A 15,901-nucleotide genomic window follows, 5' to 3' on the forward strand; every position below is an offset into this window, starting at 1 on the left:
GAATTTCACACTGCTCGCTCATGCCACTCGTTTGAATGACCGAAAATTTCAGGTTTGAAATTTTGAGAGACTCTCACATTGTTTAAGCGATAAACAATGTGCGTTGTTTCAATTTTCAGCTTGTTCCAGATTGTTAAAGAGCATAATTGTTAAACTAACTCAGTGAATTAGTTTAATCATTATTTATGGCCAGCACTTTCGAGAAAGTGCGAGCTAAGACATTTCAAGGCGTAGGCGCACAGCGAGCGGAATGTACATTCAGTACATGAGCATCGCGAGCACCGCACAACGCTGAAAGGTCGACGCGCAGCCTTTCGATTGACCCACACTGAATGGCGTCCCCTAGGGGATTCGAACCCCTGTTACCGCCGTGAAAGGGCGGTGTCCTAGGCCTCTAGACGAAGGGGACAACAAGGTCTTCAGTCAATCTTAGATTGGCTTTGCTCTACTTTTCATCAGACAATCTGTGTGAACACTTCACAGGAACACTTCAATGGTAAGGAGGTGATCCAACCGCAGGTTCCCCTACGGTTACCTTGTTACGACTTCACCCCAGTCATGGATCACAAAGTGGTAAGCGCCCTCCCGAAGGTTAAGCTACCTACTTCTTTTGCAACCCACTCCCATGGTGTGACGGGCGGTGTGTACAAGGCCCGGGAACGTATTCACCGTAGCATTCTGATCTACGATTACTAGCGATTCCGACTTCATGGAGTCGAGTTGCAGACTCCAATCCGGACTACGACGTACTTTATGAGTTCCGCTTGCTCTCGCGAGGTCGCTTCTCTTTGTATACGCCATTGTAGCACGTGTGTAGCCCTACTCGTAAGGGCCATGATGACTTGACGTCATCCCCACCTTCCTCCGGTTTATCACCGGCAGTCTCCTTTGAGTTCCCGACCGAATCGCTGGCAACAAAGGATAAGGGTTGCGCTCGTTGCGGGACTTAACCCAACATTTCACAACACGAGCTGACGACAGCCATGCAGCACCTGTCTCAGAGTTCCCGAAGGCACCAAAGCATCTCTGCTAAGTTCTCTGGATGTCAAGAGTAGGTAAGGTTCTTCGCGTTGCATCGAATTAAACCACATGCTCCACCGCTTGTGCGGGCCCCCGTCAATTCATTTGAGTTTTAACCTTGCGGCCGTACTCCCCAGGCGGTCGATTTAACGCGTTAGCTCCGGAAGCCACACCTCAAGGGCACAACCTCCAAATCGACATCGTTTACAGCGTGGACTACCAGGGTATCTAATCCTGTTTGCTCCCCACGCTTTCGCACCTGAGCGTCAGTCTTTGTCCAGGGGGCCGCCTTCGCCACCGGTATTCCTCCACATCTCTACGCATTTCACCGCTACACATGGAATTCTACCCCCCTCTACAAGACTCTAGCTGACCAGTCTTAGATGCCATTCCCAGGTTAAGCCCGGGGATTTCACATCTAACTTAATCAACCGCCTGCGTGCGCTTTACGCCCAGTAATTCCGATTAACGCTTGCACCCTCCGTATTACCGCGGCTGCTGGCACGGAGTTAGCCGGTGCTTCTTCTGTCGGTAACGTCAATCGTTGATGATATTAGCATCAACGCCTTCCTCCCGACTGAAAGTACTTTACAACCCTAGGGCCTTCTTCATACACGCGGCATGGCTGCATCAGGCTTGCGCCCATTGTGCAATATTCCCCACTGCTGCCTCCCGTAGGAGTCTGGGCCGTGTCTCAGTCCCAGTGTGGCTGATCATCCTCTCAGACCAGCTAGGGATCGTCGCCTAGGTGAGCCATTACCCCACCTACTAGCTAATCCCATATGGGTTCATCCGATAGCGCAAGGCCCGAAGGTCCCCTGCTTTGCTCCTTAGAGATTATGCGGTATTAGCCACCGTTTCCAGTAGTTATCCCCCTCTATCGGGCAGATCCCCATACATTACTCACCCGTCCGCCGCTCGTCAGCGGGAAGCAAGCTTCCCCTGTTACCGCTCGACTTGCATGTGTTAGGCCTGCCGCCAGCGTTCAATCTGAGCCATGATCAAACTCTTCAATTAAAAGTAGTCTGATGCTCAAAGAATTAAACTGTTTATCAATTCGCTTCTGCTCGGCTAACATTGTCGGCTTCGCTGCGCTTTCCTCGCCGTACCTCAGTACTGTCTCGGAAATGCTCACTCGCCTTCGCGTTATCCTTCCACAATCGAATTGCACATTGTTAGTTCATATATGAATTAACGTGTTAGTCACTCTTCAAGACTTAAAATCAAATATTTTTTTGATAGTGTCCTGTGAGTGCCCACACAGATTGTCTGATAAATTGTTAAAGAGCGTTGCGACTTTAATCTTTCGATATTAACCGTTTAGGTCGTTGTCGCGAGGTGGCGTATATTACGCTTTCCTCACCGAGAGTCAAGCTTTTTTTTTCGCTTATCTTTTCAGATTCTCTCGTCTGCCGTCGTTAGCCTTTTGGGCTTGCCATCACATTCTGTGTTGGCTCATCGTCGGTCAGTGGAGGCGCATTATAGGGAGTCAGAAAATTCTGGCAACCCCTTTTTTCAATTTTTTTTTCGTTTGCTCAGATTGCCATCAAATTTAACTTAATAAGCCTATTTTTTGATGTTTTTTACTATCTGTGGCAGTTCAGCAATACTATCAATCACCATATCTGCATTGCTTATTGCTTCTTCAGTCACTTCTTCACCACTTCTTACTAAGATCGTCGTACCGACTTTTGCAGCTTTACCTGCTTGCATATCAGCTAACTTATCTCCCACCATAATAGAAGAAGCCATATCTATATTAAGAAAAGATTGCGCATCTAATAGCATTCCAGGTTTTGGCTTACGGCAATCACAATCTTGGCGGTACTCAGCTTCTTTAGCATCAGGATGATGAGGGCAAAAATAAATACCATCAAGATCAACGCCACGGTCTGCTAATGACCAATCCATCCATTCTGTTAACTGCATAAAACTATCTTCAGAATAGATACCTCGTCCAATACCTGATTGGTTGGTGACAACAACAAGCGCGTAGCCCATTTTTTTGAGTTCAGCCATTGCTTCAATCGCACCGTCAATAAAATGAAAGTCATCTATCTTATGTACATAGCCATGGTCGATATTAATTGTGCCGTCTCTGTCTAAAAAGATTGCAGGTATGCCTTTACTCACCGATTTACTCCTCAAACTAAATGAGTTTTAAGTATCTCATGAAAAGAAAATAAATGAGAATAGAATAAATAAAGCAAACTTTATTGACTTAGACGTCTAGACGCCTTAACATCCAACCATGTTAGATTTAACTATCTAAAAATCGAATCCTATATATTTAGAAGAAATAAATGATAAAGCTCTCAAATATTAATAAAGTTTTCCAGCAAGGAAGCCGCAATATTCAGGCATTAACTGATATTAGTCTGCATGTTCCTGCTGGGCAAATCTACGGTGTTATCGGTGCCTCAGGTGCTGGTAAAAGTACTCTAATTCGTTGTGTAAACATGCTCGAGCGCCCGACTTCTGGGCAAGTTATTGTTGACGGCCAAGATTTAACAGCAATGCCTGAAAAATCTTTGACGAGAGCTCGTCGCGGTATTGGGATGATATTCCAACACTTTAACTTATTATCTTCTCGAAATGTATTTGATAACGTTGCGTTACCACTGGAATTAGACAATACGCCTAAAGATAAAATCAAAGCACGTGTCAATGAACTGCTTGATCTTGTTGGGCTGGCTGATAAAAAAGATGCTTATCCCGCTAATCTTTCTGGGGGACAAAAACAACGTGTTGCCATCGCGCGAGCCTTAGCAAATTCACCAAAAGTTTTATTATGCGATGAAGCAACTAGTGCGCTAGATCCTGCCACTACACGTTCGATTCTTGAGTTACTCAAAGATATTAACCGCCGTTTAGGGCTTACTATTTTATTGATCACTCATGAAATGGATGTAGTGAAAAACATTTGTGACCAAGTCGCTGTGATTAGCGGTGGACAATTGATTGAACAAGATAAAGTCAGTGAAGTGTTTTCACACCCTAAAACACCTATTGCCCAAGAGTTTATCAAATCAACATTAGTTATTGATATTCCAGATGACTATAAAGAAAGACTAAAAAGTGAACCCGCAGCAGATTTATCGCCTTTGCTGAAACTGGAATTCACAGGTCAATCCGTTGATGCACCACTTATCTCTATGGTTGTGCGTAAATTTGACATCGATATCAACATATTAAGTTCTCAGATTGATTACGCCGGTGGCGTGAAGTTTGGCGTAATGCTCGCTGAACTCCATGGTATCAATGGCGGTGTTGAAGCAACTATTGAATTTTTGAAAGAGCATCATGTCAAAGTAGAGGTATTGGGTTATGTCTGAGGGAATGATTTCACTACTTATATCGGGAACGATTGATACCATTATTATGACTTTCGTTTCGGCGATCCTCGGTTTTATCATGGGCGTACCCACTGGCGTTCTACTTTACGTGACTCGTCGTGGACAAGTTATGGAAAATACTGTTCTTTATGCTGTAATTTCAGCAATCGTGAACATTTTCCGTTCAATACCATTTATTATTTTATTAGTCTGGATCAGCCCTTTTACCAAGTTTTTAGTCGGCTCGGCAATTGGCATTGAAGGGGCCATTGTTCCCCTAACTGTTGGGGCAATTCCCTTCATCGCCCGTATGGTTGAAAATACCCTATTAGAAGTGCCAAGTGGTTTGATTGAAGCCTCCCGAGCTATGGGCGCGACACCACTACAAATTATTAAAAAGGTTCTATTACCAGAGTCTTTACCTGGGATCATCAACGCGGCAACGATCACCTTAATTATGCTAGTTGGGTATTCAGCAATGGGTGGTGCAGTCGGTTCAGGGGGATTAGGTCAAATAGCAATGCAGTATGGCTACTATACTTATAACCCATTAGTGATGAATACCGTGCTTGTACTGTTAATCATCTTAGTCTTCGTCATTCAATTTACTGGCGAATATTTAATGAAAAAAGTGTCACATAAATAGTCCGTAAAAATAGCAGCGCCGCTTTAAGGTGCTATAAAGAAAGCGTTTAAGGGGTATATCTATGTCTATTAAGTTAAAATCTATTGCCGTTGTTGGCGCGCTATTAGGCTCATTAGTTCTAACGGGTTGTGGCGAAAAAGAGAAAGACCCGAATAGCATCAAAGTCGGTGTTATTATGGGGAAAGAGTTGGAAGTCGCTGAAGTTGCACAAAAAGTCGCAAAAGAAAAATACGGTTTGAATGTGGAACTTGTTGCCTTTAATGATTTCGTTTTACCAAACGAAGCTCTCAGCAAAGGTGATATTGATGCTAACGCATTCCAACACAAACCTTATCTTGACCAACAAATTAAAGATAGAAATTATAAATTGACGCCTGTCGGCAATACCTTTATCTATCCTATCGCGGCATATTCCAAACAAATTAAATCAGTTGATGAACTTGCTGACGGCTCACAAATCGCATTACCTAACGATCCAACGAACTTAGGTCGTTCACTACTTCTCTTACAACAACAAGGTCTCATTAAACTTAAAGATGGAACAGGTTTAATGCCTACCGTTTTGGATGTTACTGAAAATCCTAAAGGATTGAAGTTTGTTGAATTAGAAGCACCACAATTACCACGAGCACTGGATGATCAAAAAATTGCTCTAGCTATCATCAATACCACGTGGGCAAGTAGTGCAACACCTAAATTAACCCCAGCAAAAGATGGTTTATTTGTAGAAGATAAAGAATCTCCATATGTCAATATTATTGTTGCTCGTGATGACAATAAAGATGATGAAAATGTGAAGAAGTTTGTTCAAGCATATCAATCAGATGAAGTTGCTAAGAAAGCAGATGAAGTTTTCGATGGTGGCGCAGTTAAAGGCTGGTAATCTTTTTTATTCGTAAAAAAATGATTAATATACTAGGTGGTGTAATGCCACCTAGTATTTTTTGTATTTTATAAAGATAAAACATAGCAGATGTAATTTTCCCAATACCTATAAGATAAGAAAGGAAAAACTTATGAGATTGTTATTGCTCACCCTAGCAACGTTTATTTTAGCTGGGTGTGGAATGAATCAATACATTCATCAGGGTCCAAATAAAGGCTTCACAAATATGAAGCTATCAAAGCCTGCACCAAAAAAAACGACCAAGCCTGAAACGACTAATGTCAAGCTTATGAATAGCCCTGAAGAATTATTAGGGATGCCGTTTAAAGACTTAGGGATTGTTTCTGGAGAATCATGCCGCGAGAATGTACAAAGCCCGCCAGCCAATCTTAATGTGGCTAAAAAAAGTATGTTATCGAAAGCAGCCTATATCGCAGCCGATGCGGTGTTGTTGCATCAGTGTCAAACCATGACCTCACCGGGATGCTATCAAGCGACAATCTGTGAAGGTAGCGCAATACAAATTGTTGAATAATAATCAAATGCAATCATTCCAATGTAATGTTATTGGACATATCGAATCCCCCTATAAGGAAAAATTTGCTATCCCACGCCAACCTGGGCTTGTACTAGGTGGCTCGGGACGGCTGCATTTACACCCCCCTTATAATGACCCTAACGCTGTCAGAGGATTAGAACAGTTTAGTCACATTTGGGTGCTATTTATTTTCCATCAAACGATGAATGGGGGATGGAAGCCACTCGTACGTCCTCCAAGACTCGGTGGGAATGATAAAATGGGCGTCTTCGCCACCCGCTCGACCTTTAGACCAAACCCTATTGGTATGTCATTAATCGAATTGAAAGGGGTTATCCAAAAACACAATCAAGTGATTTTGGAGTTAGGCAGTTTAGATTTAGTTGATGGTACTCCGGTTATTGATATTAAACCTTATTTACCTTTTGCAGAAGCCATTCCAAATGCACAAGCTGGCTTTGCACAAGATGCACCATCTGTGGATATGCACGTTATTTTTCACCCGCAAGTTCAACAAGATTTAGAGAAATACCAAATACGCTATCCGGGAATTGTACAATTTATTCAACAAGTATTGATGCAAGATCCCCGCCCCGCATATAAAAAACAAGCGATGACAGAGCCCCGTGATTATGCCGTCCATTTACTTGATTTTAATGTGCGCTGGAGGGTGATTAATAATGTAACAGAAGTCTTCGCCATCGAGCCTTATGAAAAAATCATCTAACCCCTTTTGGCAAAGCACGGTCACTGGTAGACTAGCTGTTTATCATGCTGCTTTTGCAGCCTAGATTGATTTGGCAATAAAACCTTTTGCCATCACCCGTTGTTCTAATGGAACCTATACAATGCGTACTAGCAAATATCTGCTCTCAACACTAAAAGAGACTCCTGCAGATGCCGAAGTGATCAGCCATCAGTTGATGCTTCGTGCAGGAATGATCCGTAAACTTGCATCAGGCCTTTATGACTGGTTACCGACTGGTGTCCGCGTTCTACGTAAAGTCGAAAACATTGTCCGTGAAGAAATGGAAAATGCGGGCTCAATCGAGGTATCTTTGCCCGTAGTTCAACCTGCCGATTTGTGGCAAGAGAGTGGTCGCTGGGAGCAGTATGGTCCTGAATTACTGCGTTTTACTGATCGTGGTGAACGCCCATTTGTTTTGGGTCCAACTCATGAAGAAGTGATTACTGATTTAATTCGCAATGAAATTACTTCATACAAACAGCTACCACTGAACTTATTCCAGATTCAAACTAAATTCCGTGATGAAGTGCGCCCACGTTTCGGTATCATGCGTTCACGTGAATTTATCATGAAAGATGCTTACTCCTTCCATACATCACAGGAATCATTACAAGAAACCTATGATGCAATGTATGAAGCTTACAGCAAAATCTTTACTCGTATCGGTTTTGATTTCCGCCCAGTACAAGCAGATACAGGCTCTATCGGTGGAAGCGCATCTCATGAATTCCAAGTTCTCGCGCAAAGCGGTGAAGACGATATTGTTTTCTCTACAGAATCTGATTTTGCAGCCAACATCGAGCTTGCTGAGGCGATTGCGCCATTAACACCACGTGCAGCAGCAACAGAAGAGATGCGTCTCGTTGATACACCAAATGCAAAAACAATCGCCGAGCTGGTTGAACAATTCTCTTTGCCGATTGAAAAAACGGTGAAGACGCTGATTGTCCGTGCAAAACCAAATTCGGGTCATCAATTAGTCGCTTTATTGATCCGTGGTGATCATGAACTGAATGAAGTGAAGGCGGAAAAACACCCTCTCGTTTCAAGCCCATTGGAATTCGCTTCAGAAGAAGAAATCAAAGCGGCAATTAAAGCTGCGCCAGGTTCATTAGGCCCAGTTAATATGCCATTACCAATGATTATTGACCGCAGTGTCGCTGTCATGAGTGATTTTAGCGCTGGTGCTAACATTGATGGTAAACACTATTTCGGTATCAATTGGGAACGCGATGTAGAGCAGCCAGAAACATTCGATCTCCGTAATGTGGTTGAAGGTGATCCAAGCCCAGATGGAAAAGGAACACTGCTTATCAAACGTGGCATTGAAGTGGGTCATATCTTCCAATTAGGCACTAAATATTCAGAAGCGATGAAAGCTTCAGTGCAGAATGAAGAAGGCCACAATCAAATCGTCACTATGGGTTGCTATGGTATTGGTGTTACTCGTATTGTTGCAGCGGCAATTGAGCAAAGCCACGACGAACGCGGCATTATTTGGCCAGATGCGATCGCACCATTCCATGTTGCGATTCTGCCAATGAACATGCACAAATCGTACCGTGTCAAAGAGGTTGCAGAGAAACTCTATGCGGATTTAAAAGCACAAGGCATAGAGGTCATTTTTGATGACCGTAAAGAACGTCCTGGTGTTATGTTTGCTGATATGGAGCTTATCGGTGTGCCATACACGATTGTTATTGGCGATAGAAACTTAGATAACAATCAAGTTGAGTACAAAGCACGTCGCAGTGACGAGAAAGCCCTTGTTGGTCTTGATAACGTAGTGAGTTTCTTAAAAGAAAAACTCGCGAATACCTTACGTTAATGATGCTCTGCCCAACCTGTTTATCCATATAGGTTGGGCATTTTTGTTATAAATCTAAATATGACCCAAGTAAAAAACCCTTCTCAGTAATCGTCTCTTTTAATCTTTTTGAAGTTAAAATTTCTAACTCTTTTAATCTCGGATAAGCGTAACGACTTTTTAATAATTCCTTACCTAGGAACGCTGGATGACACATTATTTCAAGTGAACTATCCCCTCGCTGTTTCGCAGTATCGAGAATATTTAAAAAGAGAGATTCAGATATAGAATGAGGTTCCCCATAAAATTCAGCTGAAAAGTAATCCGTTGTGCGCGCAATATGTGTGGTTTTATCGTCAATATTTCCATCACGAACAACACGCAATGCAACCCCTTTTTTATTGGCAAATTCAACAATGCGAGGAAAGAGAGTCGGTATCATTTGTACATGATGGTGCCCATCAATATGACTTGGCGGATGACCAAAAATTTCACAAAATTGGTCATACTGAAAATGTAATTCCTGCACAATTTCCTCTATCGGTAATTGGCCACGTTTTTCGATTTCCCATAACCATTTCCCAAGTATACCTTGGCGAACTAACGATGGCATTGGCGTAAATGGCATGCCCGCAGTTAATACAAAATGCATACCCACTGTTAATGTTGGTAAGTCCGCGGCAAGTTTGGCGGCATGGTGAACATCCGGCATATTTACCATAGCTGTCGTTGATAACACAATACCGTGATGATGTGCCTCAACAATTCCATAATTAACTGATTTGCATAAGCCAAAGTCATCTGCATTGACGATAAGTAAAGGTGTCATATTCCGCTACCATTTAAAATTTAGCGACGCATTGATTCTTCTTCAAGGCGCTTAATAGCCTCAGCAAAATTAGGCAAATACTCTTTATGCGCTAAAAGTAGGTCTTTAGCCATATTTCGTGCATCATGATCAGAGCTCACTAATGGATTTAGGTTCATCGCTAATAAAATATCATTGAAATTACCACTAATAGCCGCTTCACATGTGGCTATCTCAAATTCTTTTATTGTATAAATGAGTCCCAATACTTTTTCATCGAAATGCGTCATTCTTTTGTGTGGTGTTATGCCATTACGCCCTAATTGACATGTCATCTCTATCACCCAATCCGATGGGATATTATCGATATGTCCACGGTGAGGAATATTGACATAGTGTTCAGTTTGCTTGTCGTTATAAATAGCATTGATGACTTCACAGGCAGCGTCTGAATAATAGGCTCCCCCTCGCTGTTCAAGCTGTTTTGGCTTAACGTTTAATTCAGGGTCCTGATATAAATCAAAAAGTGACTTTTCAAGTTTTTTAACCACCTGTGCCCTAGTGCCCGCTTTGTAGAATTCAGCCATCTCAATAGCTAGCATCTCTTTATATTTAAAGTAATACTGCAAGTATGAGCAAGGTATCAATTTTAGAGCGCTTAAAAAACCACTATCGAATGATAACCCCGTAATGTTTTTAACTGAGTTTGTACTGTATGAATGAGCAATAATACCCTTCAATATTTCATCAAACCGGGAGATTCCATCGACAAAAATATCTTTAATAAAGACCATATGATTTAAACCAAAAAGGTCTATCGATAAGTGATTTTTTTCAGTTAATTTAAGTGCCTCTGTAATAAACATTTTCATACCGATAGGCACATTACAGACCCCAACGAAACGCTGAAAATTCGTGTATCTATGCACAGCCTCTGTGATCATACCGGCAGGGTTAGTAAAATTAATTATCCAAGCTTGAGGACAGAGCTCTTCAACATCTTTAATAATGTCAAAGATCACTGGAATAGTCCGTAATCCTTTAAATAATCCGCCAGCACCGTTAGTCTCTTGCCCTAAATAGCCATAGCGTAAAGGTATGATTTCATCTTTTTCTCGTGCATCTAATAACCCGACCCTTAACTGCGTCGTCACAAAATCAGCATCTTTGAGCGCTTCTCTACGATTTAACGTTTTATATAATTTAAGCGGAATATTGGCATTTTTTATCATCCGTAAGCTTAAATCATAGATAATGTCTAACTTTTCCTTTCCTTCTTCAATATCCACTAGCCATAATTCACTAATAGGTAGTTCAGGATAACGTTTAATAAAACCATCAATTAATTCAGGGGTATAACTGCTTCCACCGCCAATAGTCACAATTTTTAATTTATGTTCCATTTAATCCTCTACCTATTTTATTAATAGCTATGAATGGTAGTGTTCAGTTAACTTATACCGCGTTATGTTTCATCCTATCTTCATCATATTTATTAAGTTACTGTAAGCTTTTTCTATATTCACTTGGTGTTAACGATGTTGCCTCTTTAAATTTCTTAACAAATAAACTCGGGCTACTGTAACCAGATTCAAAAGCAATATCTGTAATAGAGTAATTTGTTATTTCCAGCTGTTTTTTAGCAAAGTTAATCCTAATATCATTAATAAGTTGCATGGGCGTCTTGCCGTAATAACGCTTTGTAGCCCTCGTCAAGTATTCTTGAGACTTCCCTGTAATTGCGACCATATTTTCTAATGCATGCTCATTAAACATTGCAATTTCATGCATTTCTTCAATGGTATTTTTTAACCATTGAGGTGTATCGTCATGTAATTTTCTTTCTCTGTAGTGACGTAATCGATTAACGACATTGAAAGTGACTACTTCAATAAATTCATTAAACTCACTGTCACGAAAATTTAATGATGCGATGACGGATTCAATATAAGCCATAAATTCACTTTTCAGTGAATAGGCTTGTGAAGCAACAAAAAATGAGGGAAGTAAAGGTGAAAAGTAGCTTTCAAAAAATGCCTTTCTTATTCCAACATTGAAAATTCGAGTTGCTCCAAACTCATAAAAACTTTCATGACTAGAGCCAATGGGTAAAAAAACAAAGTCACCTCTTTCAAGTAACACCTTTCTACCATTCACTTGCTGATAATAGCGCCCAGTGAGAACGATAGTGTATTCATAATAATCATGTTGATGCAGCCCTGTAACGCTTTCAGTTTTATTATAAATAACAACATGAAAATCCTTGTCATTAAATATATCGTTCTCACAAACCATTCTAATATCCATATTAGAATTATCGTTTTTTATTAGTGGCTGCATCATTCCTCCTCAGTTATTGGCTTATTTTTTTATGAAGCTCTATTAGCTCTATGACCAACTCACGCGAAAGTATGGTGTTCATTAAATGATCTTGAGCATGAACCAATATTAAGCTAACTTTAATTTTCCCCTCTCCCATATCAGCTTCAATCATTTTTGTTTGAACTTGATGAGCTTCACTCAATGCATGTTTTGATTGCTCCATTAATTCCATGGCCTCAACAAATTGGCCTTCCTTGGCGCAATTTAATGCCTTATAGGCTAAGCTTCTTGCCATCCCAGAATTAATGATAAGCCCCATCACGACCTCTTCGAGGCCATCAAAAGAAAGAACACCATTATTATCTATATCAATCATAATTTTTTTATTCCCTGCTTTATATTTATCAATTAAAACTTCAGTGCATCTTTAATATCTTCTTCACTTTCATCTTTATCTATCATTCCCTGAGCTTTATTAGAAATAATAACAAAGGGTAAATAAACAAGGATGGAAACTCCGAGGTTAAACAAGGCTAATAATAAAGCCGAAATATTCCCATTTGTATTAAAGAATGCCCCCAAGCCAGCAGGCATTGTCCATGGTCCTATATTGGTTATTGGCGGTATTATCCCCATATAATAAGCAATAACGGTAATTGCAGCTAATAGCGGTTGAATGATAATAAATGGAATAAAAAGTATCGGGTTCATGATAACAGGAATACCAAATATAATAGGTTCATTAATTTGAAATATGCCTGCGGGTAAACCTATTTTAGCAACTTGTCGATAATCAGGACGGTGTGATGCAATAAATATTGCAATGATTAATCCAAGGGTCGCACCTGTCCCTCCCAGAAAGACATAAGAATCTAATAAAGGTTTCGCCCATAAATGGAAAGTGTGCCCAGCGGCAATTGCATTATCAATAGAACCGTATTCATTATATAGTGCCACATTTTCCAACGCCCAAGGAGTCATAATTCCTGAATCAAGGGCTGTCAGCGCTAACGCACCATGAATACCAAAAAACCATAATAAGGAGGTAAAAATGGTGTAAGCCCAACCAACAACACCACCTAAAGAAGCTAATGGCGTTGCGATCGTATCCATAATAAATTGGTGAAAATTAGTTGCTTGAGCTGACAAAATCCATGCCATAATTCCGACAACTAAAAGAATAATAAAACCAGGAACTAATGCTGAAAATGAACGGCTGACAGCAGGTGGAACTGTATCCGGTAATGTAATAACCCATTTACGCCGAACAATAAAAGCAAAAGCTTCGGCAATCACTAAACCGATGACAATACCTGAAATGATATTGGCCCCACCTAACCAATTAGCCCCTATCGCATAAGCACCATTAACATCAAATGGCGTTACCGTAATAAATGCAGCGATACCGATAATCCCTGCCGCTATTGAGTCCACTTTACGTTCTTCAGCCAGGGCCATTGCAATAAAAAAAGGGGTCATTAACGACATAATACCTAATGTTCCATTGTAAATATTACCGCCAATTCCTTTGAACTTATTTAAAAATTCTATTGTTTCAGGTGACAAGCGAACACCTAGCGAATAGAAAAATGACCCTTCACCAAAGCTAAGAAAAACGTTATTAATCAAAACAAACATGGCCCCAATTAATACTAAAGGCATCAATTTAATGAAGCCATTTTTAATTGCATTAATATGAGGTTGATTGCCCAATTTTAATGCAATTGGTAGCAATACTTTTTCAAGAGAAGTGAGCATATGATTCATAGAATATCCTTAGATACTTTAATCACATATCTTGTTTGCTAAAACAACCATAACAAATAGATAAAGAATTGAAGTTATTAAAAACTAAAAATTAATTAACATCATTTATTTTTTATTGCTGCCACTGCTGCTTTTAACACGCCCAGACCATCAACTTTTCCATACAATATCGGATCAATAACTTCAACGAGTTTAGTTGGAAGTATTCTCTGGATTTCAGAACTTTTCCATGCAATCTGAGGACCAAGTAAAACAAGATCCGCATCGATACCTTTTTGTGCTACAAGGGTTTCCGAAAACGCTTCAATAACAACTGGAACATCATATTTTTCAGCTTGTTGACGCATTTTTGATACAAGAAGAGAGGTTGACATTCCCGCCGAACAAAACAGATAAATAAGCTTTTTTTCCACAATAAGCTCTCCCAGTCATACTGCCCACTATAAATATCTATTAGCCTCATGAGATATTTTACGTTTTTATTCTCTAAATTCAGCTGGCGTTATCCGCGAGTTGCTTCTAGTTGAATAAAGTATACGTAATCTCCTTTACTGTTGATATTTCGTGGCTATGGAGAATTGTTTCTCATTGACTTATCGTTATGACGCCCCTCACATTTCAAAAAAATATATTTTTATATATAAATTATCAATTAATTATAATTTACTTGATATCAGTAAATATAATCACTTTACCTTATATTGACTTCAATCCTTACCAATATTTTTATGGCTAAAAAAATATCGACTCTTATTGAGTCGATATTTAGGGTATTTAATTATATAAATTAAATCTATTATTTACATGAGCTAGATTTATCAAACATAATATGACCGGTTTGTACTAATGCAGGGTCAAATTGACCATCTTCCATTGAAGGTCTTACGGTATAATAGCCTTCAATTTCAGCATAAACTGGCGTTCCGCCCGTTACACCTGTCGCACTGTATCCTTTTTCCAGATCAAGGCCTGAAGCAGTATAAGTACGCCCAGTTTTACATTCAGTAAATGTTGCAGCATCAGCTAAATAACGGTATTCACCAACTTTTTTACTTGCTGTGACTTGATTTAATGTGTAATTCAATTGTGATTGAATTTTATTTCCTTCCTGATCAAGCAATACCATTGACTTATCATCAGCAGAAGGTAAGAAATATGAACGTTCACCATTGGCATTGGTCATGCGTAATTTATCCCCTTCTTTTGCCCATGACCCTGTTTCATAAAAAGTTTGGTTTCCATCACGCGTGCCTAAATAAACTAATTGCTCAACATAAGTACCATCTTGGTTCACCAGCAAGGTTGCTTCGATACCAGAGCAATCTGCACATGGCAAAGTGCCCGTATATGCTCTATCAATATAAGTCACGCTAGGTTGTTTGTCCGCGCTTTGGCATCCAGCTAATGCCATTATGCCTGTCGCCATTAATGCTAAAAATAGTGTTTTTTTCATTACCTTTGTCTCCTAACTATTTCATTCTTATATTTTTAGTCTGCATTTACATCATAGCATCTTACACTAATAAAAATGTTGTTATTATTATATTTCGGACTTTGCTGATATATAGGGGCTCGAGAAGCATTCACGAACTGTCTATTTAAGTTTTCATCTATCACTGATTATTGTTATTAAAATTACTGTGCTATTATCCTATCAAGCACATGATGCTTGGTGAAAATAGTCAAGGCGGCAATAACCGCCACTAACACAGTGGTGAGGGAATATGTCTACAGATACTGAATATCAACCTATCAATTGTGATGATTACGAATATCTTGAAATCGCATGCCAACGTCAGTTGAAACTTGAAATAAAGCTTCATGGCGGCGAAATCATTGAGGGTAAAGCCAGCGATTTGCTCTTACGGAAGAAAGTTGAGTATTTAATTTTAGAAACTCAAGATGGGACGAAAGAGCTGCGATTGGATTATATCAATACCTTCAGTCATCCTGAGATCGGCACTATCGTTGTCGATAGCTCTCACTAAAACTCATACACCATTGAGTCCTTCTATGCCCCTTAT

15 protein-coding genes, 1 tRNA gene and 1 rRNA gene are annotated in these 15,901 nt (G+C 40.1%); 7 read left to right on the forward strand and 10 right to left on the reverse strand.

Annotated features, from left to right (window positions below; all coding sequences use genetic code 11):
* Positions 1–333 precede the first annotated feature (333 nt).
* The 3 genes from P2E05_RS15280 to gmhB all read right to left on the reverse strand — a co-directional run bounded on the left by P2E05_RS15280 (position 334) and on the right by gmhB (position 3,153).
* Positions 334–409 (reverse strand) — tRNA-Glu (locus P2E05_RS15280).
* An 88-nt stretch (positions 410–497) separates the two neighbouring features.
* Positions 498–2,037, reverse strand: a 16S ribosomal RNA gene (locus P2E05_RS15285).
* 549 nt (positions 2,038–2,586) lie between these two features.
* On the reverse strand, positions 2,587–3,153 hold the full coding sequence (gene gmhB / locus P2E05_RS15290; protein ID WP_163862830.1) for a D-glycero-beta-D-manno-heptose 1,7-bisphosphate 7-phosphatase: 567 nt from the start codon (positions 3,151–3,153) through the stop codon (positions 2,587–2,589).
* A gap of 170 nt (positions 3,154–3,323) precedes the next feature.
* Here gmhB and metN point away from each other — a divergent pair, with 170 nt between their 5' ends.
* The 6 genes from metN (at position 3,324) to proS (ending at position 9,001) form a co-directional block, all read left to right on the forward strand.
* Positions 3,324–4,355, forward strand: a complete 1,032-nt coding sequence (metN, locus tag P2E05_RS15295; RefSeq protein WP_154625055.1) for a methionine ABC transporter ATP-binding protein MetN — start codon at positions 3,324–3,326, stop codon at positions 4,353–4,355.
* Positions 4,348–5,001, forward strand: coding sequence for a methionine ABC transporter permease MetI (gene metI, locus P2E05_RS15300; RefSeq protein WP_163862832.1), 654 nt, complete (start codon positions 4,348–4,350; stop codon positions 4,999–5,001). The genes metN and metI overlap by 8 nt, the downstream gene beginning before the upstream one ends.
* A gap of 61 nt (positions 5,002–5,062) precedes the next feature.
* On the forward strand, positions 5,063–5,884 hold the full coding sequence (locus P2E05_RS15305) for a MetQ/NlpA family lipoprotein (RefSeq protein ID WP_154625053.1): 822 nt from the start codon (positions 5,063–5,065) through the stop codon (positions 5,882–5,884).
* Positions 5,885–6,017: 133 nt separating this feature from the next.
* The gene (gene rcsF / locus P2E05_RS15310) at positions 6,018–6,422 is read left to right on the forward strand and encodes an Rcs stress response system protein RcsF (RefSeq protein WP_154625052.1); all 405 of its coding nucleotides are present in this window, start codon (positions 6,018–6,020) and stop codon (positions 6,420–6,422) included.
* A gap of 7 nt (positions 6,423–6,429) precedes the next feature.
* Complete coding sequence (gene tsaA / locus P2E05_RS15315; protein WP_154625051.1) at positions 6,430–7,152, forward strand: tRNA (N6-threonylcarbamoyladenosine(37)-N6)-methyltransferase TrmO; 723 nt, start codon at positions 6,430–6,432, stop codon at positions 7,150–7,152.
* Positions 7,153–7,273: 121 nt separating this feature from the next.
* Positions 7,274–9,001: a proline--tRNA ligase gene (gene proS, locus P2E05_RS15320; RefSeq protein ID WP_154625050.1), complete on the forward strand. Its 1,728-nt coding sequence runs from the start codon at positions 7,274–7,276 to the stop codon at positions 8,999–9,001.
* Positions 9,002–9,047: 46 nt separating this feature from the next.
* On the opposite strand, the gene chbG is transcribed toward proS, so the two are convergent.
* From chbG to nlpE, 7 genes are all read right to left on the reverse strand, one after another.
* Positions 9,048–9,809 carry a chitin disaccharide deacetylase gene (chbG, locus tag P2E05_RS15325; RefSeq protein WP_154625049.1) on the reverse strand — a complete coding sequence of 254 codons (762 nt, stop codon included), beginning with the start codon at positions 9,807–9,809 and terminating at the stop codon, positions 9,048–9,050.
* A 20-nt stretch (positions 9,810–9,829) separates the two neighbouring features.
* A complete protein-coding gene (locus P2E05_RS15330) occupies positions 9,830–11,191 on the reverse strand; it encodes a 6-phospho-beta-glucosidase (protein ID WP_272657355.1) in 1,362 nt (453 codons plus the stop codon).
* A gap of 97 nt (positions 11,192–11,288) precedes the next feature.
* Positions 11,289–12,095 (reverse strand): transcriptional regulator ChbR, encoded by an 807-nt coding sequence (gene chbR, locus P2E05_RS15335; protein ID WP_154625057.1) that lies wholly within the window; start codon positions 12,093–12,095, stop codon positions 11,289–11,291.
* A gap of 46 nt (positions 12,096–12,141) precedes the next feature.
* Complete coding sequence (gene chbA, locus P2E05_RS15340) at positions 12,142–12,486, reverse strand: PTS N,N'-diacetylchitobiose transporter subunit IIA (RefSeq protein WP_154625047.1); 345 nt, start codon at positions 12,484–12,486, stop codon at positions 12,142–12,144.
* A gap of 32 nt (positions 12,487–12,518) precedes the next feature.
* Entirely contained in the window at positions 12,519–13,877 is a 1,359-nt protein-coding gene (gene chbC / locus P2E05_RS15345) for a PTS N,N'-diacetylchitobiose transporter subunit IIC (protein ID WP_272657354.1), read from the reverse strand.
* Positions 13,878–13,978: 101 nt separating this feature from the next.
* Complete coding sequence (locus P2E05_RS15350; RefSeq protein WP_163862843.1) at positions 13,979–14,290, reverse strand: PTS sugar transporter subunit IIB; 312 nt, start codon at positions 14,288–14,290, stop codon at positions 13,979–13,981.
* 383 nt (positions 14,291–14,673) lie between these two features.
* Complete coding sequence (gene nlpE / locus P2E05_RS15355) at positions 14,674–15,330, reverse strand: envelope stress response activation lipoprotein NlpE (RefSeq protein WP_154635704.1); 657 nt, start codon at positions 15,328–15,330, stop codon at positions 14,674–14,676.
* A 271-nt stretch (positions 15,331–15,601) separates the two neighbouring features.
* Here nlpE and rof point away from each other — a divergent pair, with 271 nt between their 5' ends.
* Entirely contained in the window at positions 15,602–15,865 is a 264-nt protein-coding gene (gene rof, locus P2E05_RS15360; RefSeq protein ID WP_154623766.1) for a Rho-binding antiterminator, read from the forward strand.
* Positions 15,866–15,901: the final 36 nt, after the last annotated feature.

The organism is Providencia stuartii (genome assembly GCF_029277985.1).
GTDB classification, from domain to species: domain Bacteria; phylum Pseudomonadota; class Gammaproteobacteria; order Enterobacterales; family Enterobacteriaceae; genus Providencia; species Providencia zhejiangensis.

Bases quoted from the DNA above. Each gene is read 5' to 3' on its own strand.
- proS (WP_154625050.1), top strand. From the start codon at position 7,274: ATGCGTACTAGCAAATATCTGCTCTCAACACTAAAAGAGACTCCTGCA.
- P2E05_RS15305 (WP_154625053.1), top strand. From the start codon at position 5,063: ATGTCTATTAAGTTAAAATCTATTGCCGTTGTTGGCGCGCTATTAGGC.
- chbC (WP_272657354.1), bottom strand. From the start codon at position 13,877: ATGAATCATATGCTCACTTCTCTTGAAAAAGTATTGCTACCAATTGCA.
- nlpE (WP_154635704.1), bottom strand. From the start codon at position 15,330: ATGAAAAAAACACTATTTTTAGCATTAATGGCGACAGGCATAATGGCA.
- chbA (WP_154625047.1), bottom strand. From the start codon at position 12,486: ATGATTGATATAGATAATAATGGTGTTCTTTCTTTTGATGGCCTCGAA.
- P2E05_RS15330 (WP_272657355.1), bottom strand. From the start codon at position 11,191: ATGGAACATAAATTAAAAATTGTGACTATTGGCGGTGGAAGCAGTTAT.
- tsaA (WP_154625051.1), top strand. From the start codon at position 6,430: ATGCAATCATTCCAATGTAATGTTATTGGACATATCGAATCCCCCTAT.
- metN (WP_154625055.1), top strand. From the start codon at position 3,324: ATGATAAAGCTCTCAAATATTAATAAAGTTTTCCAGCAAGGAAGCCGC.
- chbG (WP_154625049.1), bottom strand. From the start codon at position 9,809: ATGACACCTTTACTTATCGTCAATGCAGATGACTTTGGCTTATGCAAA.
- rof (WP_154623766.1), top strand. From the start codon at position 15,602: ATGTCTACAGATACTGAATATCAACCTATCAATTGTGATGATTACGAA.
- metI (WP_163862832.1), top strand. From the start codon at position 4,348: ATGTCTGAGGGAATGATTTCACTACTTATATCGGGAACGATTGATACC.
- chbR (WP_154625057.1), bottom strand. From the start codon at position 12,095: ATGGATATTAGAATGGTTTGTGAGAACGATATATTTAATGACAAGGAT.
- rcsF (WP_154625052.1), top strand. From the start codon at position 6,018: ATGAGATTGTTATTGCTCACCCTAGCAACGTTTATTTTAGCTGGGTGT.